General features: G+C 66.1%; 14 protein-coding genes and 4 pseudogenes. 8 read left to right on the forward strand and 10 right to left on the reverse strand.

The features are described 5' to 3' along the window. Positions 1 to 120: 120 nt before the first annotated feature. A pseudogene (locus ACW176_RS11235) lies at positions 121 to 941 on the forward strand (enoyl-CoA hydratase/isomerase family protein); the annotation flags it as partial. Positions 942 to 1055: 114 nt separating this feature from the next. Here ACW176_RS11235 and ACW176_RS11240 read toward each other — a convergent pair. Next, positions 1056 to 2561: a 3-hydroxyacyl-CoA dehydrogenase family protein gene (locus ACW176_RS11240; protein WP_492109190.1), complete on the reverse strand. Its 1506-nt coding sequence runs from the start codon at positions 2559 to 2561 to the stop codon at positions 1056 to 1058. 240 nt (positions 2562 to 2801) lie between these two features. Here ACW176_RS11240 and ACW176_RS11245 point away from each other — a divergent pair, with 240 nt between their 5' ends. Then, positions 2802 to 4445, forward strand: a complete 1644-nt coding sequence (locus tag ACW176_RS11245) for a long-chain fatty acid--CoA ligase (RefSeq protein WP_492109191.1) — start codon at positions 2802 to 2804, stop codon at positions 4443 to 4445. An 8-nt stretch (positions 4446 to 4453) separates the two neighbouring features. On the opposite strand, the gene ACW176_RS11250 is transcribed toward ACW176_RS11245, so the two are convergent. Next, positions 4454 to 5227, reverse strand: a complete 774-nt coding sequence (locus ACW176_RS11250) for an IclR family transcriptional regulator (protein WP_419320633.1) — start codon at positions 5225 to 5227, stop codon at positions 4454 to 4456. 183 nt (positions 5228 to 5410) lie between these two features. Between ACW176_RS11250 and ACW176_RS11255 the strand changes: the two are divergent. Continuing rightward, a pseudogene (locus ACW176_RS11255) lies at positions 5411 to 8313 on the forward strand (TonB-dependent receptor). Positions 8314 to 8484: 171 nt separating this feature from the next. Then, on the forward strand, positions 8485 to 9261 hold the full coding sequence (locus ACW176_RS11260) for an SDR family NAD(P)-dependent oxidoreductase (protein WP_492111915.1): 777 nt from the start codon (positions 8485 to 8487) through the stop codon (positions 9259 to 9261). Between the two features lie 106 nt (positions 9262 to 9367). Here the strand turns inward: ACW176_RS11260 and ACW176_RS11265 are convergent, their stop codons facing one another. The 6 genes from ACW176_RS11265 to ACW176_RS11290 form a co-directional block, all read right to left on the reverse strand. Continuing rightward, a complete protein-coding gene (locus ACW176_RS11265) occupies positions 9368 to 10516 on the reverse strand; it encodes an acyl-CoA dehydrogenase family protein (protein WP_492109192.1) in 1149 nt (382 codons plus the stop codon). Between the two features lie 7 nt (positions 10517 to 10523). Beyond that, positions 10524 to 11696 carry an acyl-CoA dehydrogenase family protein gene (locus ACW176_RS11270; RefSeq protein ID WP_492109193.1) on the reverse strand — a complete coding sequence of 391 codons (1173 nt, stop codon included), beginning with the start codon at positions 11694 to 11696 and terminating at the stop codon, positions 10524 to 10526. A 13-nt stretch (positions 11697 to 11709) separates the two neighbouring features. Next, the gene (locus ACW176_RS11275) at positions 11710 to 12591 is read right to left on the reverse strand and encodes an SMP-30/gluconolactonase/LRE family protein (RefSeq protein ID WP_492109194.1); all 882 of its coding nucleotides are present in this window, start codon (positions 12589 to 12591) and stop codon (positions 11710 to 11712) included. After that, positions 12588 to 13226 carry an SDR family oxidoreductase gene (locus ACW176_RS11280; RefSeq protein ID WP_492109195.1) on the reverse strand — a complete coding sequence of 213 codons (639 nt, stop codon included), beginning with the start codon at positions 13224 to 13226 and terminating at the stop codon, positions 12588 to 12590. Before ACW176_RS11280 ends, ACW176_RS11275 begins: the two co-directional genes overlap by 4 nt. Further along, on the reverse strand, positions 13226 to 13969 hold the full coding sequence (locus ACW176_RS11285; RefSeq protein WP_492109196.1) for an SDR family NAD(P)-dependent oxidoreductase: 744 nt from the start codon (positions 13967 to 13969) through the stop codon (positions 13226 to 13228). Before ACW176_RS11285 ends, ACW176_RS11280 begins: the two co-directional genes overlap by 1 nt. 74 nt (positions 13970 to 14043) lie before the next feature. Further along, on the reverse strand, positions 14044 to 15147 hold the full coding sequence (locus ACW176_RS11290) for an NADH:flavin oxidoreductase (RefSeq protein ID WP_492111916.1): 1104 nt from the start codon (positions 15145 to 15147) through the stop codon (positions 14044 to 14046). 222 nt (positions 15148 to 15369) lie between these two features. On the opposite strand from ACW176_RS11290, the gene ACW176_RS11295 reads away from it, so the two are divergent. Continuing rightward, positions 15370 to 16968 (forward strand): acyl-CoA synthetase, encoded by a 1599-nt coding sequence (locus ACW176_RS11295; RefSeq protein ID WP_492109197.1) that lies wholly within the window; start codon positions 15370 to 15372, stop codon positions 16966 to 16968. 3 nt (positions 16969 to 16971) lie between these two features. Here the strand turns inward: ACW176_RS11295 and ACW176_RS11300 are convergent, their stop codons facing one another. Further along, complete coding sequence (locus ACW176_RS11300; protein ID WP_492109198.1) at positions 16972 to 17829, reverse strand: acyl-CoA thioesterase; 858 nt, start codon at positions 17827 to 17829, stop codon at positions 16972 to 16974. Between the two features lie 200 nt (positions 17830 to 18029). Between ACW176_RS11300 and ACW176_RS11305 the strand changes: the two genes are divergently transcribed. Further along, positions 18030 to 19703 (forward strand): flavin-containing monooxygenase, encoded by a 1674-nt coding sequence (locus ACW176_RS11305; protein WP_492109199.1) that lies wholly within the window; start codon positions 18030 to 18032, stop codon positions 19701 to 19703. A 58-nt stretch (positions 19704 to 19761) separates the two neighbouring features. On the opposite strand, the pseudogene ACW176_RS11310 reads toward ACW176_RS11305, so the two are convergent. After that, a pseudogene (locus ACW176_RS11310) lies at positions 19762 to 19854 on the reverse strand (IS6 family transposase); the annotation flags it as partial. A gap of 248 nt (positions 19855 to 20102) precedes the next feature. On the opposite strand from ACW176_RS11310, the gene ACW176_RS11315 reads away from it, so the two are divergent. Next, positions 20103 to 20867, forward strand: a complete 765-nt coding sequence (locus tag ACW176_RS11315; RefSeq protein WP_492109200.1) for a DUF2189 domain-containing protein — start codon at positions 20103 to 20105, stop codon at positions 20865 to 20867. 440 nt (positions 20868 to 21307) lie between these two features. Further along, positions 21308 to 21917 (forward strand): annotated as a pseudogene (locus ACW176_RS11320) (IS6 family transposase); the annotation flags it as partial. Between the last annotated feature and the right edge of the window lie 141 nt (positions 21918 to 22058).

The following is a 22058-nucleotide window of genomic DNA, read 5'->3' on the forward strand; positions in this document are numbered from 1 at the left end:
ATCTGACGGACCCTAACAGCGCCCTCCGGCGCGCCATGCCGGCGCCCGCGCGCCTGTCGAATATCGCCTATGTGATGTGATGCGCACTGTCCGACCGGACTAAGATCCAGAGTCGAGAGGGGCTACCAAGTCCAGGAGACGGTTCGTGACCGACGACTGGCAAGGAGCAAAGAATGTCGTGCTTGAAGATTGAGGTCGAAGACTTCGTGGCCACGGTGACGCTGGCCAATCCGCCGGTCAATTCGGCGAGTGTCGACATGATGCTGGAGCTTACGGCGGCGTTCGACGCGTTCAACGAGAGCGCCGATGTTCGCGCGGTTCTGCTGACGGGCGAGGGCAAGACCTTCTGCGCGGGCGCCGACCTGAAGAACCGCCCTGGTCCCGACGCCCCGGCCGGCACCGCGTTCGTCCGCCAGCGCATGGCGCGCGAAATGAGCTGGTCGATGGTTGAGTGCAGCAAGCCCGTCGTCGTGGCGGTCAATGGCGCGGCGCTGGGCGCGGGCCTGGGCATTGTGGCCAGCTGCGACATCATTGTGGCCTCTGAGCGGGCGGTTTTCGGTCTTCCCGAGATCGACGTGGGTCTGGCCGGGGGCGCAAAACACGCGCTGCGTTTCATTCCCCATTCCCTCGCGCGCCGCATGGTGCTGACGGGCTGGCGCGTGCCGGCCGAAGAGATGTATCGCCGGGGCCTTATCGAGGCGGCGCTGCCGCATGAGGAGTACCTGGAGTACGCCCGCGCGATCGCCAGGGAAATCGCCAGCAAGAGCCCCATGGCCGTCGCCGCGGCCAAGGACAGTCTCAATGTCATCGACAATCTGAGCCTTCGCGACGGCTATCGCTATGAGCAGGGCAACACGCTGAAGCTGTCGAAGAGCGAGGACGCCAAGGAGGCGGTCAAGGCCTTCATCGAAAAGCGTCCCCCGGTGTTCCAGGGCCGCTAGCGGCGATCGGCGCCCGGTTGAGACCGGGCGCCGGCGCACAAGCCATTTGCGTGAACAGGAAGGCAGCGTCACATGGTGACGCTGCCTTCCTGTTTTCAGGACTGTTAGGCCGCCTCAGGCGTTGGCGATGATCCGGCGCAGCATTGGAGCGGCGACGCCGGCCGTGTTGCGCACCCTGGCCCAGCGCTCGAGGCTGGCTAGCGGATCGCAGGCCCGGGTCCGCGCCATGTAGAGCGGGCCGCCGCGCCATTTGGGAAAGCCCAGTTGCTGGGTCCAGATGGCGTCGACCAGGTTGGGCGACAGGTCCGGATGCGCTTCGAGCGTATGGGCGGTCCCGTTGATCGCTGCGGTCAGGCACCGATCGATCACGACCTCGTCGCTGATTAGCGCGCGGGCGCAACGCTGGAAGGTCGCTGAGGCTTTCAGGAGCCGCTCGACCTCTGGCTCAAAGGTGGAGCGGCCGTCGCTGCCATGGCGATACCAGCCCGGCGCGTTGGACCCACCGACACTGCCTTCGTCGATCATGAGATCGAGGGTCGGCGAATAGGTGATCCAGTCCTCGCCATTGGTCTGGCCGGTCTGACGCCGGAACACGGTTTCCAGTCCCTCGCGGTCCGAACGCAGGAAGGGAGCGACGCGGAAGCCGAACTTCTGAAGCTCTCGGTCGATCTGGCCGGGTGTGGCGCCCTCGTCCAGCAGATGGATGGCTTCACGCAAGAGAGGCCAGGCAAGCTCGTGCGCGAGTTCGGCGGGGAGGGCGCGGCGCGCCAGGGCGGACTGGCCATGTTCGGCATAGGTCAGGGCCTGGGCCTCGGGGGAGGCCGCGAAGGTCTCGTCCAGGCGATCGATCTCGACGCGCGCGCGGCGGGAGGGCGTCTGCCAGGCCAGTTCCAGCGCGCGCAGCAATGTTATCGGCGCCGTCTGCTGGGGCGCCTCGCGGCGCACCTTGGCGCGCAGGCCGTATATCTTGGCGGTGATGACCTCCGGCTCGGCGGTGAGCGCGATCCTGCTTTCGCTCCCGAAGCTGAAGGCGAGCTTCTCGGCGACCTGGACGAGATCGCGGGCGGCGACAAGATCGATCAGGCCATGCTCGATCGCCGCCTTGCTGTCCCAGACCGCGTTGAAGACGGCCAGATCGGCGGCGCGCTCGACCTGGATCAATCGCGCCAGCCGGATCAGGGTCTCGGCTGCGGGAAGGTGGCCTTCGCTGCGCGCCAGATTCGAGAAGGTGGCGTTAGGCAAGGCGACCCGCGCGGCGCAGGCCAGGGCCAGTTCCAGCCCCGAGCCTGTCACGGGCCCCGACAGGGCGGCTATGATCGGCTTGGTCGAGCCTGCGACCGCCGCATAGATTGCCGAGCGGGCGTCGTCGGGCGCGGTTTGGGCGGCGAGCACGTCGTTGAACAGGCGACGCCCGTGGAGAACGATGGCGCAGACCTCGGGGTCCGCGCCAAACGCGGTGATTTTTTCGATGAAGGCGCGGGCATGCGCGGCGTCCCAGCTGCAGGGCGGCGGGCAGTCCAGCTTCAATTGCGCTACGCCGCGCCGGAGCGCTAATTCAAAGCGCATGGCTTGGCCATTCGGCGCCGCCTGAGTCGGCCGGCGGGTCGTTCCCGTTCCCATATTTCCTCCAACCGGTTGCGTGTCGCAGTCCGCTTTGAGCGGTTCTTTCCGGTCCGACGCACGCCAAAGCGTCCGCCATGGGCGACAACAGCATGCCCTGAGGGAAGGTTAAAGCCACGCGTCGATGGCTCCATCCAGTATCGCGTATGTGAAAAGACGCCTGTGGATCGAACCGCGTCCCGGCGACGCGCCATCCGTCCCTAAGGTCCGCCGCAAAGACCATCGGACACAGGAAACGCCATGCTCGGCCTGATGCAGGATACGCCTCTGACGCTGTCCTCGCTCCTTGATCACGCAGCGCGTTTTCATGGCGAGGTCGAGATCGTCTCGAAGGAGCCCGGAGGCGTCACCCGAAGCAATTACGGGTGCCTTGCGGTCCGGGCGCGCCAACTGGCCTCAGCCTTGCGGCGCCGAGGGCTGAGCGAAGGCGATCGTGTCGCCAGCCTGGCGCTTAACAGCGCGCTCCATCTGGAGCTCTACTACGGCGCGACGGGCGCGGGCGGGATACTGAACACCGTCAATCCTCGGCTCTTCCCCGAGCAGATCGCCTTCATCCTTCGGCACGCCGAAAACAGGATCGTGTTCTTCGACCCGGCCTTCGGGGGGCTGCTCGAAACCCTGGTCGACCAGGCGCCGCAGGTCGAAGCCTATGTCTGCCTGTGCAGCGCTCACGACCTGCCGCGCCTGAACCTGCCCAATCTGATCGCCTACGAGGACCTTCTCGCGGCCGAGCCCGAAGACGCGCCCTGGACCGTCGTCTCCGAGAACGCCGGCGCAATCCTCTGCTACACCTCGGGAACCACGGGCGATCCGAAGGGCGTGCTCTACAGCCACCGTTCGCTGGTTCTGCACGCTTTCGTGGCGACCGGCGCGGACGGCATGGCGATCTCCCGCCGCGACAGCATCCTGTTGGTGACGCCGCTGTTCCACGTCAACGCCTGGGGCATTCCGTTCAGCGCGGCCATGTGCGGCGCCAAGCTGGTGCTGCCGGGCGCTGCGGTCGACGGCGAAAGTCTGTTCAACTTGATGCGGGCAGAACGCTGCACCTTCAGCCTGGGGGTGCCGACCGTCTGGCTGGGCTTCTTGGACTATGTGGCCTCCCATCGCGAGGATCTGGACTTGGCGGGCCTGGCGCTGGAGCGGATCCTGGTCGGCGGTTCGGCTGCGCCGCGCAGCCTGATCGAGCGCTTTGACTACATGCTGGGCGTCTATGTCATTCACGCCTGGGGCATGACCGAGACCAGCCCGCTGGCGACCATCGGGACGCCGCTACCTGAGCACGCCTTCCTCGATCGTCAGGCGCGCTATGACGTTCAGGCCCTTCAGGGCCGCGCCATCTATGGCGTGGAGCTCAGGATCGTCGACGCCGACGGCGTGATCGCGCCGCATGACGGCCTGGTGGTGGGCGACCTGCAGGTTCGTGGTCCCTGGGTTGTGCGAAGCTACTTCAAGGCCGAAGCGCCGGCCATCACCGAGGACGGCTGGTTCGCCACGGGCGATGTGGCCAAGATCCACCCCAATGGCTACCTGCAACTGACCGACCGTTCGAAGGATGTCATCAAGTCGGGGGGCGAGTGGATCTCGTCGGTCGATCTGGAGAATGTCGCCATCGCCCATCCCGCCGTTCGCGAAGCGGCGGTCATCGGCGTGCCGCATCCCAAGTGGCAGGAGCGTCCGTTGCTGATCGTGGTGCCGGCTCCGGAGACCGTCCCCGACAAGGACGACATCCTGAAGTTCCTCGCCTCGCGCGTGGCGCGCTGGCAGGTGCCCGATGACGTGGTGATCGTCGACTCCCTGCCGCACACCGCGACGGGCAAGCTCCTGAAGTCAAAGCTGCGCGAGACCTATCGTCACCACCTCGACCCGTCCGCCGAGGTCGTCTAGAGCGCGGCTCAGGTCTCGGGGGCTGAATATTGCCTGAGGCTTTCGGCGTATTCGGCCACGCCTGCGTTCATGATCGCCACGATCTCGCTCTTGTTTCGGGCGATGCGGCTGTTGAGGCCGCCCACGCCCAGGGTCAGCTGAACACCATGCGGCGCGGCGGGCAAAGGCATGGCGATCGCCGCCGCATTGGGAAAGGGGAACGCGGCCAACAGGCTATACCCTTCGCGACGCACCCAGGCCAATTGCTCCTGTAGCTGGCCGATGTCGATCCGATCGCCCGTTCCGCCGAGATAGGCGTTGATATGCCGGCTCAGCTTGTCGACGGTTTTGCTGGGCATCCGACTCATCAGGACAAGGCCCGCCGCGGAGTGCGGAAGCACCCTCATGCTGCCCTCCGTCATCGCGATCTTGTGGGGATGACTGGGCTGCACGATCCGCAAATGCTGGATGAAGATGTCGTTTTGCGACGAGATCACCACCGTCTCGTTGGTCTGCTCGAAGATGCTCCCGACCAGCCGATCAAGATCCCCCGAGCCGAAGAGGTGATGGTTGACCCAGTCGCCCAGCGCCGCCACGCGCGGGGTAGGAAAATAGGTGCGAGAGGCGCGGTCGTAGTTCAGATAGCCCAGAACCACCATGCTCTTGAGCAGGGTGGTTGTGCTCGACTGCGGATAGCCCAGCTTCTCGAATATGTAGGTTAGCCGCAGAGGTGAACGCTGCTCTTGGAAAAGCTCGAGAATCTCCAAGGTGCGCGCGGCGGATTTGATCGGTTCTCGGCGCATTGAACGGTTCCAGGTCGCGATGGGCCAATTCTGACACTACTCGCCTTTAGATCGCCGCCTTCCCGCGCCGTCCAGCCTTCCAGCACATATGTGATGTTATTCGCCAGCAACCGGCATGTCGGGTCTGAGCGCCATCTACCCGGGATCTGAACGCTGCGAGCTCTCGCCCGAAGCCTATGCTCAATACTGCCGGGTCCGGAACTCAAATATCTCGTTTGCGATATTCGAAAGCCTTGGGTCCCCAGGCTGGTCGGATCGGGTCGGTCACGGCTCCCTAAGGCGACGCCTCTGCCGCGTCGCAACAATCACAGATGAGCCCGCGCCGCGCGGAAGCTTATTGGGGGAAACAAATGGTGATCTCGCAGACCTTGCGGCGCACGGCCTTGATGGCCGGCGCTTCCGCCCTGTCCTTCTTCCTGGCGCTGCCCGCAGCGGCCCAGATCGCGTCCCCGCCCGCGCAAGATGGCGTCACCTTCGACGAGCTGGTTGTCACCGCCCAGAGGCGAGAGGAAAGGCTGCAGGATGTGCCGATCGCGGTTTCGGCCTTCTCCAACGACATGCTTCGTCGTCAGAAGATCGACGGCGGCCCGAACCTTCAGCTGGCGATTCCGAATGTCACCTTCGCCAAGAGCTTCTACAGCGGGTATAATTTCCAGATCCGCGGCATCGGCACCAAGCAGACGGCCGTGACGGGCGACAGCTCCACGGGCGTGCACTTCAATGGCGCGCCGCTGACGTCCAACCGGCTGTTCGAAGCTGAGTTCTTCGACGTCGAGCGCGTGGAAGTCCTGCGCGGTCCGCAAGGCACCCTCTACGGACGCAACGCCACCGGCGGCGTGGTCAACGTTCTGAGCGCCAAGCCCACCGGCGAGTTCGAGGGCATGCTGCGGGCCGATTTCAGCAACTATGACGGCCGCAAGCTGAAAGGCATGATCAACGTCCCGCTGGCCGGCGACAAGCTGGACCTGCGTCTGGCCGGCGCGACCCTCAACCGCAGCGGCTTCGTCGACAACCTGGGCACCGGCGACAAGGTCGATGACCGCGATCTCTACTCCTTCCGGGCCAGCCTGCGCTGGCGCCCGACCTCGACCGTCGACGCCAACTTTGTCTGGCAGCACTTCAAGGAGCGGGACTCCCGTCTGCGCACGGGCAAGGGTCTCTGCACACGCGACAATGGCCCAAGCTCGGTGGGCAACACTGCGATCACCAACGCCACGGTTCGCGGGTTCCTGAGCGCGGGCTGCGCTGACGCGTCGGTCTACAACGCCGCCGCCTATGGCACGCCCAACTCGCTGGCCACCCTGTACGGCATCATCGGGTTCGCGCGCGGCCTGACCAGTGGCGACGTCTATGGCGGAACCCAGCCCCAAGGCCTGGACGTGATCGACTCGGCCATGAACCCCTCTTACCGGGCCGAAGAAGACGTGTTCACGCTGAACGTCGCGTGGGACATCAATGATAACCTGCAGTTCAACTCGCTGACGTCGTACTACGACGGCGAACTCGACGCGCGCCAAGAGATGAACCGCTTCCAGGCCTCGACGGTGTTCAACAACACCGCCCTGGCGCCCGGAGGCCTGGTGAACGATCCCCAGCTGGGGGCCTCCAACCGGATGTCGGTGTCTGACCGCATCACCACGCCCTCGCGCCAGTGGAGTCAGGAGCTGCGCCTGCAGTCCAGCTTCGACGGCCCCCTGAACTTCAGCCTTGGCGGCCTGGCCCTGCGCTATGACGTGGTCCAGTCGTTCTACATCATGTCGAACGCCTTCACCTATGCGGCGAGGGTGGCCAATGGCGGCGCGACCTGCGCCCCGGGCGGGACCTGCGTCTATATCGATCCGAACCGCGTGCCGACCGGCCAGGGTCATGGCAACTATCTGAGCTTCCAGCCCTACCACCTGGACTCGAACGCCCTGTTCGGCGAGGTCTACTACGAGGCCACGCCGGAGCTGAAGTTCACGGTCGGCCTGCGCTATACCGATGACAAGAAGACGCTGGACAACTTCCCCGTCAAACTCCTGACGCCCGGCAGCGGACTGACCCCAGGAGCGCCGCGGCAACTGACGGCTCAGTTCAAGAAGTTCACCGGCCGTGCGGGTTTCGACTGGAAGCCCGCCCTGAGCTTTACCGACGACTCCCTGATCTACGGGTTCTACTCGCGCGGCTACAAAGGAGGCGGCCCCAACAACATCGGCCAGGTCGCAACGCTCAAGCCGTTCTACGAGCCGGAATACGTCAATGCCTTTGAGCTGGGTAGCAAGAACACCCTGCTGGGCGGAGCCCTGGTCCTGAACGGATCGGCCTTCTTCTACGACTACAAGGGCTACCAGATCTCGAAGTTCGTGAACCGGATTTCCGTCACCGAGAATATCGACGCCGAGATCAAGGGCCTTGAGCTGGAAGCCGTCTGGCAGCCTGTAAAGCGCTTCCGCCTGAACGGAACCCTGGGTCTGCTCGACACCAAGATCAAGACCGGCGAGTCCATCGATCCGATGAACCGCACCGGCAACAATCCGAGCCTGACCTTGGTCAAGACCTCGGGCGCGGCGGGCTGCGTGGTGCCGACGGCCGCCTTGGGCAACCTGCTGGCGGTCATCCAGCAGGCGCCGGGCGCGGCCACCGTCGCCGGTGTCTCGGGCAATCCGGCGGCGCTGCTGGGCGCTTGCGCGGGCAGCTTCGCGACCTCGTTCGGCGTGACGCCCACCGATGGCGTGGCGGCCAAGCTGAAGGGCAATCAACTGCCGGGCTCGCCGCATTGGACGGGCTCCATCGGCGCTCAGTACTCCTTCGACGTCCTGGAAGGCTGGGAAGGCACTGTGCGTGGCGACTACTACCGCCAGGGCAAGTCCCACGCCCGGGTCTTCAACACGCCAGTGGATCAGATCAAGGGCTGGGCGAACGCCAACCTTTCGTTCCGCGTCGTCAATGACGAGCGCGGCCTGGAACTGGAAGCCTATGTGAAAAACCTCCTCAACAAGCGCTCGATCACCGATGTGTTCCTGATGGACGAAGCGCTCGGCCAGGTCGCCAACGCGGTCTTCACCGAGCCTCGCATCATTGGCGTGTCGCTCCAGAAGACCTTCTAATCCTCCCTAAAGGATCCTCGGACATCTGGCGGCGGTCGAAAGACCGCCGCCTTTTTTTCACGCGCATCACGTCGGTGATGTTTTCGGTTCGTGGGTCGCAAGCTCGGGCGGGTTGGGGAGAGCGGGCTAATCATGAAGCCCAAGACCGATCAGGCTCTTCGCCGGTCGAAAATGCTGCAGGAGGAAACGATGGGTGGTCGCCTACAAGGACGGGTCGCTGTGGTGACGGGCGCTTCGCGGGGCCTGGGGCGGGCGACTGCAGCCATGCTCGCCGCCGAGGGGGCATTGGTCGCCCTGCTGGATCTGAAGGCGCACTGGGCCCAGGCGGCGGCCGACGAGATCGTCGTCGCTGGCGGGCAGGCCCTGGGGCTGGGCTGCGACGTCTCCGACCGCGAGGCGCTGATCGCGACCCTGGGTTCGATCCATGAACAGCATGGCCGCTTCGACGTCCTGGTGAACAACGCCATGTGGAACGTCTACGAGCCCCTGGCCGACATCCGGCCGGAAAGCCTCGACCGCATGGTCGGCGTGGGCTTCTCGGGCGTGATCTGGGGCATGCAGGCCGCGGCCCCCCTGATGGCCGCTTCGGGCGGCGGCTCGATCATCAACATCGCGTCGGTCAGCGCGCTTCTGGGTATCCCGAACGGCATAGCCTACTGCGGCGTCAAGGCCGCCGTCGCCGGCATGACCCGGGCGGCCGCCGCCGAGCTCGGAACCATGAACATCCGCGTCAACGCCGTGGCGCCGTCGACGGTGGACACCGAGGGCGTGCGCAGGGTGGTCTCCGAAGAGCGCATCGCCATGCGGATCGGTCAGACCCCGCTGGGGCGGCTCGGCACGACCGAGGACATCGCCAAGGCGGTCCGCTACCTGGCTTGCGACGACAGCGACTTCGTCACGGGCCAGATGCTCACCGTCGATGGCGGTCTGGCCACCGCGCTGTCCTGAAAGCAACGGCGTCGGATGAGATCATCCGACGCCGGCAAGGGTTCTCACGCTCATAGATCTGGCGCGCGCCGGGGGAGGCGGATCAAGCCCCCGGCGCGCTTTCGATTCAGGCGGCGATCGCGCCCGGCTTCAGGCTGGCTGCCAGCTCGGTGCGATGATGGTCGGCATTGCCGAACGCCATGTCGATCATGATCAGGCGCTTGAGGTAGTGGGCCACCGCCAGCTCCTCGGTAAAGCCGACGCCACCGTGAAGTTGCACGGCCTGACGTCCCACATAGAGGCTGGTCTGGCCGACGCGGGCCTTGGCCGCCGAGATCACCTTGCGGCGTTCGGCGGGGGCTCCCGACAGGGCGATGGTCGCCAGGTACATCATCGAGCGGGCCTCCTCGCAGGCGATCGCCATGTCGACCGCGCGATGCTGCAGCGCCTGAAACGCGCCGAGCGTCTGGCCAAACTGCTTGCGGGTCTTGAGGTATTCCAGGGTCATCGCGCGGACAGCGTCCATGGCCCCGACAGCTTCGGCCAGACGGGCGACCACGCCACGATCGACGGCGTCACGCAGCAGCGGAAAGCCCTCGCCCAAGCCGCCGATCAGGGTCGCGACGGGCGCCAGGACGCCATCGAGTTTCAGGCTGGCGTTGTGGCGGTTGTCCATGGCGCGGCTGCGCATGACCGTCAGGCCCGCCGCGTCGGCCGGGACCAGGAAGAGGCTCACACCTTCCACGCTGTCGTCCGCGCCCGCCGTCCGGGCCGGAACGATGAACCAGTCGGCCGAGCCTCCATCGAGCGCGTGGCTCTTCTCGCCGGTGAGCCGGAAGCCGCCTTCCACCGCTTCAGCGCGGGTGGCGATGCGGTTGAGGTCGAAGCGGCCGCCAGGTTCCGCGTCGGCCAGGCTGATGACGACCTTGCCCTCGATCAGTCCCGAGGAGAGGTCCACACGGACGCTTTCGGTGGCGGCGGCGAGCAGGATCGGCGCGATGACGCCGGTCGAGATAAACGGCTCAAGCATCAGATAACGGCCCATCGCCTCGGCCACGACCATGGTTTCCACCGGGCCCGCGCCCAGGCCGCCGTCGTCCTCGGGGACGTTCAGGGCCAGCCATCCCAGATCGGCGATCTGCCGCCAGCTGGCCGCGTCGTAGGCCTCACCCCGATCGGTCCGGGCGCGCCAGGCGGTAAAGTCGCCATGGTCGGCGCCGTAGCGCCAGGCGCTGTCTTTCAGGAGCTGCTGCTCTTCGTAGAGATCGAAGTTCATGGGGACCTCAGAGACCGAGCGCCCGACGGGCGATGATGTTGCGTTGAATTTCGTTCGAGCCGCCGTAGATGCTGGTGACCCGGGAATAGATCATCCCCTTGGCCGGCCAGGCCTCGGGCGCCTCGAACGGACCGAGCGGCGCGAAGGCCATGGCGCCGTAACCCTGTAGCTCGACCCAATACTCGGTGATCTGCTGCAGGAGTTCGGACCAGCGGATCTTGATCATCGAGGCCCGGGGCCCGGAATCCTGGCCAGAGGTCGCCTCGGCCATGGTCCGCATGACCATGCCTTCCAGGGCCATCACTTCCAGCTCGAACTGAGCCAGACGGTCGGCGACGCGGGGATCGTCGAGCAGGCTCCGCCCGCCGACGACAGTCTCTGCTGCGACCTTGCGGGCGCCGCGCAGCTGTTGGGCCAGGCGCATGGTGGTCGCGGCGGTGACGCCGCGCTCACGGTCCAGCAGGACCTTGCCATAGCTCCAGCCCATGCCTTCCTCGCCCAGCAGGGCCGAGGGCGGGACCCGCACATTGTCGAGGAAGACCTCGTTGGTGTGGTGGATCTCGTCCATTGTGACCACGGGACGGATCGTCACGCCCGGCGTGTCGATATCGATCAGGAACAGCGAAATGCCGGCCTGCTTGCGGGCGTCCGGATCCGTGCGGGCCAGCAGGAACATCCGGTTGGCCACGTGGGCGTAGCTGGTCCAGGCCTTCTGGCCGTTGATCACGTAGGCGTTGCCGTCAAGCACCGCCCGGGTCGATAGCGAGGCGAGGTCGGAGCCGGAATTTGGCTCGGAATAGCCCTGGCACCACCAGTCGTCGCCCGACACGATGGCCGGCAGGTACCTGGCCTTCTGTTCGGGGCTGCCGAACGTGAAGATGATCGGACCGATCAGTTCCAGGCCCTGGTGGAATTGAACGGGGGCGTCGGCGCGCGAGGCCTCGGTTTCGAAGATGTAGAGCTGCGTCGGGTCCCAGCCCGTGCCGCCGTACGCCTTCGGCCAGGACGGCGCGCCCCAGCCGCGCGCGTGCAGCAGCTTTTGCCACCGGGTGAACTCCTCCGGCTCCAGGCGCATGCCGGCGCGGACACGGCTCTTGAAGGACTCAGGGACGTTTTTGGCGAAGAAAGCGCGCACCTCGTCTCGGAAGGCGGACTGCTCCGGGGTCAGGTCAAGATTCATGGTTCACCGCGGGTCAGAGGAAACAACGGGTCTCGGCGATGCCGCGCACGCCAAGACCGTGGAACGCCATCAGGCGACCGGAAGCGTCGACGTCGGTCTTCAGCCGGCCGCCGCTGTCGGAGATCGAGGTCACGTAGAGGATGTCGAGGTCTTCGCCGCCGAAGGCCGGGCACGAGCAGAAGGGCGCGGGGCTTTCGACGACCCGATCCAGGTGGCCGTCCGGCGAAATGCGGATCAGCTTCTGGGCCTGCACCAGGGCCAGCCAGATATAGCCTTCGGCATCGACTGTTGCGCCGTCCGGGGCGCTGCTGAAGTCTGTGGTGTCAAAGAAGTCGCGCTTCTGACCCAGTGCGCCGGTCTTGGCGTCATAGCTGAACGCCCAGAGCATGTGGCGCAGGCTGTCGGCGAAATAGAGCGTGTCGCCGCTGGGGCTGAAGCAGGTGCTGTTGGCGATCTCGATCGGTTCGGTGGGCAGCACTTCCCAGGCGCCGCCGGCCGAGAAGCGATAGAGCTTGCCGATCCGTCCCGTCTCGTTGTGCATCGCCATCGTTCCGGTAACGAAGCGACCCTGGCGATCGGCCTTGCCGTCATTGAAGCGTTCGATCGGCGCCAGGGTGTCGGGTAGGGCGATCGGCGTGAAGACGCCGGTGTCCAGCTGGACGCGATAGACCCCGTCAGCGAGGCCGGCGATCAGTTCCCCTGGACGGCCCAGAACCACGCTGCCGATGGGCTTGGGCGCCGGGACCGACGACTGCTCGCCCGTGAACGGGTCATAGCGCCAGATGGCCGGCGCCATGCTGTCGACCCAGTAGAGCAGGCCTGCCTCGGCGTCCCACAGCGGGGACTCGCCCAGCAGACAGCGTTCCTTGCCAATGATCTCGACGGTGAAGGTCATAGGGAGGGTCCTTTGCTGGAGGCGGTCGCGGCAAAGTCCGCGCGGCGGTCCTTGGCCTCGCGTATGCGAAGGCTGCGGCCGCGGTTGGCCAGAATGATCTCGCCATTGATGGCCTGGCTCTCGGGAGCGACCAGATAGGCGACCAGATTTGCGATCTCGCCCGGGGCCGTGCTCGCCCCGTCTTCGGCCAGATCCAGCGCGATGCAGTTGGCGCGATGGCCCGCGCCAAATCCCTCTAGGGTCACGCACCTCATCAGCGCGACATGGGCCCCCGAGAAGGCGCGGGCGTCCGCGGCCCCCCAGGCGCCGAGATAGCCCCGGTCACCGATCAGCACGATCGCGCCATTGGGGTCCAGGCGGCCGAGCAGGGCGCCCAGGCATTCGAAGACATCCAGAAAATCGGCCAGCTGCGCATCAAGTCGTTCGTCAGTGATGTCCAGAAACAGGCAAGGCGGCGGGCCCGGTGGCGCGACGATGACCGCAGCGGCCAGGCCACGCCCAAGCGCCGCCACCGCCGCCGCGTCCGGCCGGGCCAGCGCCACGACACCGCCCGGAGTATCGCTGTCCAGGCGTGCGGCGATCGCGTCGGCGACAGGCCCGCGACCAACGACCAGGATGGGAGAGTTCGAGGCCATCATAGCGGCGGCATCCCCAGGGATTTCCCGCCATCGGCCATCAGGATCTGACCATTGACGAAGCTGGCGTCGGGACCGGCCAAGACGCTGACGATCGCGGCGATCTCGGCCGGATCGGCGGGAGCCCCGGTCGGTTCCAGCCTTTTCAGCGCGCCCAGCATGTCCCCGAAGCCGTCGATCATCCGGGTGTCGACCATGCCGGGCGCGACCGCGTTCACGCGGACGCCGCGCCAGCGCAGCTCGATCGCCATCGCCCGGGTCAGCGACACGACCGCGGCCTTGGACGCCACATAGTGGGCGGCGCCGGCTCCCCCGAGATAGCCTCGCGAGGCGATGTTGATGATGCTGCCGCCGTTCTGCATGCGGCGGACGGCTTCCTGGGCGACCTTGACCGTCGCCAGGAGGTTGATGCTCATCACCCGGTCGCAACTGACGCGATCCACCTGACCGATCGGGTCAAGGGCGCCGCTGATCCCGGCGTTGTTTACTAGGACGCTTAGCGTCTCGACGCCGTCTAGCGCCTTGGTGACCGCGACGCGATCACGGCAGTCTGCGACGGCGGTCCGGACAGTCAGCCCGGCCTCGCGCCAGTCGTTCGCGGACCGCGAAAGCTGGGTCTCGTCCGCGTCCAGCGCCAGAATGTCAAAGCCGTCCGCGCCGAGGCGCTCGACGATGGCGCGCCCGATGCCCTGGGCGGCCCCGGTGACCATGGCCACTTGCGGCATGAATGAAGTCCTCCTCATGGCACCAAACGCCAGCCCTTTGACGCGGCGGGCATTTGATCGTCGGCGACGGCGCTAATCACATGGGTGATGGATCAGACGAGGGTCTCGAGCGCCGCGCGCGTGAAGCCGACCAGTCCGTTCGTCTCGCCATCGCGGACCTTTTCCACCCATCGCGGGTCGGCCAGCAGGGCGCGGCCCACCCCGACCAGATCGAAGTCGCCGCGCTCCAGCATCAGGTCGAGCCTGTCGAGAGAGGACGCGCCGATGACATCGACGCCTTCCCGCAAGCTGGCGACGACGTCGCCGTCCAGGCCGACCGAGCCCACGGTCATGGTCGGCTTGCCGGTCAGCGCCTTCGTCCAGCCGGCCAGATTGAGCGGCGAGCCCTCGAACTCCGGCTCCCAGAAGCGGCGCTGGGAGCAGTCGAAGACGTCGACCCCCGCATCGGCCAGGGGCTGGAGGAAGGCCGCCAGCTCGTCGGGTGACTGGCAAAGGCGGGCCTTGTAGTCGACCTGCTTGAACTGGGAGTAGCGAAAGAAGATCGGGAAGTCCGGTCCCACCGCAGTCCGGCAGGCCCTGATGACGTCGATGGCGAAGCGCAGCCGATCGGTCATGCCGCCGCCATAGCGACCGCCGCGCTGGTTGGTCGCCGCCCAGAAGAACTGGTCGATCAGATAGCCGTGGGCGCCGTGGATCTCGACACCGCTGGCCCCGATCGACACCGCGTCGCGCGCGGCCTTGGCATAGGCCTCGATCGCGGCGCCGATCTCGGCCTCCGTCGCCGGCGCACCGAACCGGGTTCCAGGCTCGTAGATTCCCGAAGGCGAGAGCGAGGGGGTGTCGGGATTCGGCGGACCCACCGTCAACGACCGATGGCCGCCCATGTGCCAGAGCTGGGGGATGAACGCCGCGCCCGCAGCCTTCACCGACGCGGCGATCGTCTTCCATTCTTCAAGCGCCGCGCCATGGAAGTTGGGGATGTCCGGATGGTCGACGGCCGCCGGATGGTCGATGGCGACGCCTTCCGTGATGATCACGCCGACGCCGGCCTCGGCGCGGCGGCGGTAGTAGTCGCCGACAGCCTGGGTGGGGACGCCGGCGGGCGAGAAGCGGCGGGTCATCGGTGACATGACCACGCGATTTCGAAGCGCTAGGCCCGCAACGGTCGTCGGCGCGAAGAGCGTGGAAGCAGGCAGGGCGATCCTCCGGATGCGAATGGGGCGTCACGAGGCATCGCGCTTCGGGGGCCCGATCAGGTTTTCGCAACGACTAGTCGTGGGCGATCGGTGGGCGCATCAAAGTTCGCGCCGGGATCGCGCGCATCACCCACGTGATTTATTGGCCGGACGTGGTGGCCGGCGCGGCGGCGATCCCCCCGCCCCATAGACCTTCGAGGAAAGAGACCTCGGGAGGCCGCCGTGCACTGGAACTATGGAGACATCTTCGACGCGGTGGCGCGCGCCGTCCCGCCCGATCGTCCTGCCCTCATCTGGCGCGACGTGGTCGTCACATGGGGCGAGTTCGATCGCCGCACCAACAACCTGGCAAAAGCCATGGTCGATCTTGGCCTCGAACCCGATGCGCGGATCGGCATCCTGTGCCGCAACCATCCCGCCTATCTCGAGTTCCTGGTAGCCGGCGTGAAGGCTCGCCTGCTGACCGTCAATCTGAACTATCGCTACACGGCCGACGAGATCGCCTACGTGCTGACTGACTGCAACGCGGAGGCGTTGTTCTACCAGTCGGACTTCGACGCGATGCTGGAGCCGCTGCAGGCCCGCCTGCCGGACGTTCGCGCCTGGGTGCGCATCGAGAACGAGCGGTCACCCGAGGCCGCCCCCAAAGGCGCGCTGTCCTACGAGACCCTGGCGCGGACCGGCGATGGCCAGCCGCTGGACATCACCCGTTCGGGCGACGACGGCTATCTGCTCTACACGGGCGGCACGACCGGCAAGCCGAAGGGCGTCCATTGGTCGACCGACCAATCGCGTCGCGTTCAGCTGGAGTCGCCGCTGATCGCGCGCGCGCCGCAGTCGATGGACGAGCATGTCGAGGTTGTGCGCGCCACCGACAGCCGCATCATTCCGGCGTGTCCTCTGATGCACGGATCGGGCAGCAACTCGGCCATGGGCGACCTGCTGAACGGCGGGACGGCGATCATCCTGTCCGGTGAGCGGTTCGACGCCGCCCAGCTCTGGCGTGAGGTCGAGACGCATCGCGCCACGCGGGTCTCGATCGTCGGCGACGTCTTCGCAAAGCCCATGCTCAAGGCGCTGGACGACGCGCCGGGCGTCTATGACCTGTCCAGCATGAGGGCGATCAGTTCAGCAGGATTGACCTGGTCAAAGGAGGTCAAGGCGGGTCTGTTGCGGCACATGCCCAACATCGCGCTCGTTGACATCCTGGGCGCGTCAGAAGCTTCGGGCCTCGGCTATTCGGTCGCCAGGTCCGGCAAGATCCCGGAGACCGGCGTCTTCGACGCCGCGCCCCTGACGGTGCTCATTGATCCCGACACGGGGGCGGTGATGCCGAAGGACCGCCCGTCCGAGGGTTTCATCGCCCGCAGCGGGTCGATGGCCAATGGCTATTTCGGCGATCCCGAGAAGACCGCCGCCACCTACCGAACGATCGACGGCGTGCGCTACGCCGTGCCCGGAGACTTCGCGCGCTGGATGCCGCCCAACCAGTTCACCCTGATCGGACGGGGTAACCTGTCGATCAACACCGGCGGCGAGAAGGTCTTCCCCGAGGAGGTTGAGGAGGCCCTGAAGCTTCAGCCGGGCGTGGCCGACGTCCTGGTCGTCGGGCAACCCGACGAGAAGTGGGGCAAGATCGTCGTGGCGATCCTCAAGCCCGACGGCCTGTTCGACGAGGCCCGGGTGAGGGCGGGTTTGACCCAGACGCTGTCGGCCTACAAGCACCCCAAGCGCTTCATTCTGGTGGATACGGTGCCTCGGCAGGAGAGCGGCAAGGCCGACTACCGAACCGCTATCGCTATGGCGGACGAGACCGCCTAGCCGTCAGCGCGGGCGCGGCGGCCAGGCGTTCATCGACTGGCCGCCGATCGCCATGAGCTCGCCGGTCCGGGCGAACAGGCGGATGTCGCCGTGGGCGAAGCCCGAGCGGATGCCCTGGATCCGGGCGTCGCAGAGGATCCAGTCGGTCTCGACGCGACGCACCACCCGCAACGTATTGTCCAGGCTGACGCCGCCCAGGCCGCCGCCGAGCGCCTTGCTCAAGGCGTACGGCGTGAAGTCCGCGAACAGGGCCAGCACGCTGACGTCCATCGGAAGGTCCTGGCGCGCCTGCATCCAGAAGACCGCTCGCCCGCTGTCTGCCAGCCGTCCGGTCGGCTCGGCTTCCGCGAACTGGCCAGGCGCGATGCGCATCTCCAGGGTCTCCAGCAGTGTGCCGGGCTCTTGGCCATGAGGCCAAAGCTTCGCCGTCTCGCAGTCCTCGGGCGTGGGAACCTCTGGGGCGCGATCCCAGGCATGGTCCAACGGCTCGTCCCGGACGCCCAGCGCCGCCGAGGCCAGGAAGATTTCCCGATCGTCCACGCGCCCAACGACGCGCGCCTGCGAGATCGTCCGTCCGGGCCCGGGGACCTCGACGTTCAGTTCCAGGACTTCGCCGGGGCGGAGGGGACCGAGGAACTGGATCGTCGACCAGATCACCGGGCGCTGGAGATGGTCTTCCAGCACCGCCAAGGCCGAGCCGAAAAGCACGCCGCCGAAGACGAAGACATTGCCGGGCGGACCGACGCACAGGCGTTTGTCGGCCTTCAGGGTCTGGCGGGGAGAGCCCATCTGCGCCTCGAAGCGCATCAGGCGCATAGGCGGTTCGCTGAAGGCCGTCGCCGCAGTGGTCTCGTCGTTCATGTGTCTCCCCTCGCGGGGCCCCTGGGCCGTGGTCGCAGATCGGCGCGCCCAGCCATGCGTCAGGTCCGGGATTCTGATCAAGGCGCGGCGGGCATGGCCCCTCAACAGACACATCCGTGATGTTCGCGCGCCAAGGGCCCCGCCACTGGCACGGCCTGGGTCCGGGCCGCAACAAGAGGACGTCCATCAGGGAGATCGCCATGACCGCGTTGCCGCAGCCGACCCCAAGCCAACAGCCGACCCGAATCGACGCTCTCGTGATCGGCGCCGGCTTTGGCGGGATGTACGCCGTTCACAAGCTGAGCAGCATGGGCCTGAGCGTCAGGGGCGTCGAGGCCGGCGGCGACGTCGGCGGCGTCTGGTACTGGAACCGCTATCCTGGCGCTCGCTGCGACCTGATGAGCCTGGACTACTGCTACTCGTTCTCTTCGGAAATCGAGCAGGAATGGACCTGGAGCGAACAGTTCGCCGCCCAGACGGAAATCCTGGCCTATGCCAACTTCGTCGCCGATCGCCTGGACCTGCGTCGCCATTTCCTGTTCGAGACCTGGGTCACGGGCGCGGCCTATGACGAGGACGCCAATGTCTGGCGCGTCACCACCGACGATGGCCGCGTCTTCGAAGCGACGTACTGCGTGATGGCGTCCGGCCCGCTGTCGATCCCCAAGGGTGTGCCCTTCGACGGCGCCGAGGACTTCAAGGGCGAAATCCTGCTCGCCGCCAAGTGGCCGCATACGCCGGTCGGCTTCGAAGGCAAGCGGGTCGGCCTGGTCGGCACGGGTTCGACAGGCATTCAGATCGTGCCGGAGGTCGCCAGGACCGCCGGAACGCTGACGGTTTTCCAGCGCACCCCCAGCTTCACCCTGCCGATGCGCAACGTGGCTCTGGAGCCGGAGTACGTTGCCGAACTCAAGCGCAACTACGCGGGTATCCGCCAGGTCGCCCGCAACAGCCCGCTCGGTGGCGTTCGTCCGCAATCAACCCGGCCGTTCTTCAGCGTCACCTCCGAGCAGCGCCGCGCGCTGATGGAGGATTCCTGGGCGCGGGGCGGCCTGTCCTTCCTGGGCACGTTCTCGGACCTTCTGGTCAATGCCGAGGCCAACGAACAGGTCGCCGAGTTCGTCCGTGGAAAAATCAGCGAGGTCGTTGCCGATCCTGTGACCGCCGAGAAGCTGAAGCCGCGCGGCTACCCGATCTTCGCGCGCCGTCCGTGTCTCGATACTCAATACTACGAGACCTTCAACCTGCCGCACGTGACCCTGCACGACTGCCTGGAAAGCCCGATTATCAGGATCACCCCGGCCGGTCTGCTCACGGCCACGGGCGAGGTGGAACTGGACACGCTGATCTTCGCCACCGGCTATGACGGTCTGACGGGCGCGCTTCTGAACTTCGACGTGGTGGGCCGGGGCGGGGTCCAGTTGCGCGACAAGTGGCGCGACGGCGCCTCGTCGCATCTGGGCCTGATGATCTCGTCGTTCCCGAACCTGTTCCTGGTCTGCGGGCCGAACGGTCCGGCGGCGCTCGCCAACATCATCACTCTGGACCAGCAGAACATCGACTGGATCGCCGACGCGATCACTCACATGGGCCAGCACGGCCTGGCCAGCATCGAGCCGACCGAAGGGGCCCAGCAGGCGTGGATGGAGACCGTCTACGGTCTGGCCAGGCTGACTCTCGTTTCCAAGGCCAACACCTGGTACGTGGGCGGCAACATCAGCGGCAAGCCGCGCGGGCTGAGCATGTATACCGGCGGCTTCCAGCGCTACACCGAAGCCTGCCGGCTGGCCGCCGAGAACGGCTACACCGACTTCGTGTTCAAGAAGGAGGCCGTGCAGCAGGCGGCCAGGAGTCCTGAGGCGGTGAGGGGGTAGCGCCGCCGCGAACTTGGGGTTCCGGGGGCAATGATCAAGCGCTGAGCTTAGCCGAGTCGCGGAAGCTCAAGCTGACGCGGACATAGAGCCAGACCGCGTGGCGGATCACCTCAGGCGGGAACCGATGACGCTTGAAGGACAGGGCACGCATCGCGCGCTCCTGCCCGCCGCAACACGCCGCGTCCAGCCCAGGCGCAGCGACGTGGCCCGGTTAAGCGGACAACACCCCAGCGACGGGCCGGGCGCATGGGTCTGGCCGGCGAAGGCGGGCTTCTGGTCCGTCGCATTGGCGGGGCGGGATTGAGGCGGCCCGAGAGTCATTCCGATGCTTGCCAGCGTTGCGGATCGGCGACATCCTTCCGGCTCAGAAACTATCCTCAAAGGCGACCGGAACCCATCATGGACGCACCTCGGAGGCTGCCGGCCATCAAGACGATAGGCCTTTCGGCGCCTTTCGGCTGGCTGGCCGAAGGCTGGGGGGACCTGATTAAAGCGCCAGCGCCGCTGTTGGTTTACGGTCTCGGCGTCGCGGCCGCGAGTTTCGCGCTGTGTTACGGCGTCTATGCCACCAATGGCGCATTCTGGGTCCTCGCCCTGACCGCCGGGTTCGTCATCGTCGCCCCGATCCTGGCCATGGGTCCCTATGAAGCCGGCCGACGGATCGAACGGGGAGAGCGACCCGGCCTGATGCAGATCCTTTTCGTCCGGTCGGCCTTTCGCCAGGACGTCGCCTATCTCAGCCTGCTTCTGGTGCTGATCTATTTCTTCTGGGGTCGGATCGCCCAGATCGTCTACGGCCTGTCGACCTATCAGAGCCACCCCAGCGTGGACGCCCTGGTGGCCTTTGCCCTGGGCTCCAGTGACGGGCGGGTGATGCTGCTGACCGGAACCTTGACCGGCGGGGCCCTGGCCTTCGTGACCTACGCCCTGATGGTCGTATCCGCGCCGATGCTGCTCGACCCCCGGGCCAGCGTTTTCGAGGCGGTGGCGACCAGCGTGCGCGCCGTCAACGCCAACTTCTTCCCGCTGCTGCTCTGGGCGGGGATCATCGCCGCTCTCCTTCTACTCTCCGCCGCGACGGGATTTCTCGCCCTGGTCTTCGTCTTTCCCTGGCTGGGCCTCGCCAGCTGGCGCGCCTATCGCTGCCTTGTGGATGACAACTGACGGCCCGTTGGTGCTGTCAGCTCTACGCCGTCCGTACTGGACGTCGGGGCTGGACACGGTTCGGTGGGGCGGGCAGGAGCGCGCCTTGCGTGCTTTGTCGTTAAAGCGTCAGCCACATGCGTCGATGCAGCTTTTAGCTTCCTCGGAGAAGCGGGCGCCAAGGGCCTGAACAATCTCTCTTCGGCCGAAGTAGGCCGGCAGACCGAGAGGCATCACTCGACGAGTTCAGTACCGGCCATTTCGCCGTATGAGCCCTGTGAGCTTGTCCGCCTGCGCTGTTCCAAGCGTAACAGACACAGAGCGCTTCAGCATTGTAAGGGATTGATTTTCCGGCTTTCCCTTGCAGATCAAGGGCCGGAGGGCGCGTGGCGGTGCTGTCAGTCTAACGCTAACTTGTCTCCACTTCCGGCCTCAACAGGGCTCGAGTTCGGAGATAGTTCGTGCAGCTCTCATTCAAGCGCCACCGGTTTCCAGCGGAGGTCACAAGACAGGCCGTCTGGCTGTATTTCCGCTTCACTCTGAGCTTTCGCGACGTCGAGGAGATGATGGCCCAACGGGGCGTCGACGTGAGCTATGAGGCCATCCGCTGCTGGACGTTAAGTTTGGTCCGCAGATCGTAAGGAATCTGAAGCGCAAGCGTCATGCCCCGTCGCCGCGATGGCATCTGGACGAGGACGTCTGCTCAATCGGGGGCAAGCGGATGTACCTCTGGCGCGCCGTCGATGACGAAGGCGAAGTGCTCGACGTGGTCGTTCAGAAGCGGCGCGATACCGAGGCCGCGCTGAGACTTCTCAGGCGTCTGCTGCGCAATCAGCTCGTGGAGCCAGAAGCGATCACCACGGACGGGCTGAGGTCGTACGGCGCCGCGCTCAAGGAACTGGGCTTGGAGGACCTTCACCGGCCAGGACGACTTCGGGAAAACAATGGAGCGGAGAATTCACACCTGCCGTTCGCCAACGGGAGCGAAAGATGCAGCTCTTCAAGTCCCAGCCTTCCGCCCGACGTTTCCTCACCCCCCACGCAAGCGTCTACAACACCTTCTACATCCAACGATCACCTGATCGGCCGACGCCACCCTGCGCAAGGTTACCGCCGCAGGTTTTGAGCCCGCCATAATCGTGGGGCGTATGATTGCCGGGGCTCCGACGGTCCTGGTTCGGAACGCCTGCGGATAGCATGACCCGGCGCCTT

The sequence above is a fragment of the Caulobacter sp. FV1ye13L genome (genome assembly GCF_058681155.1).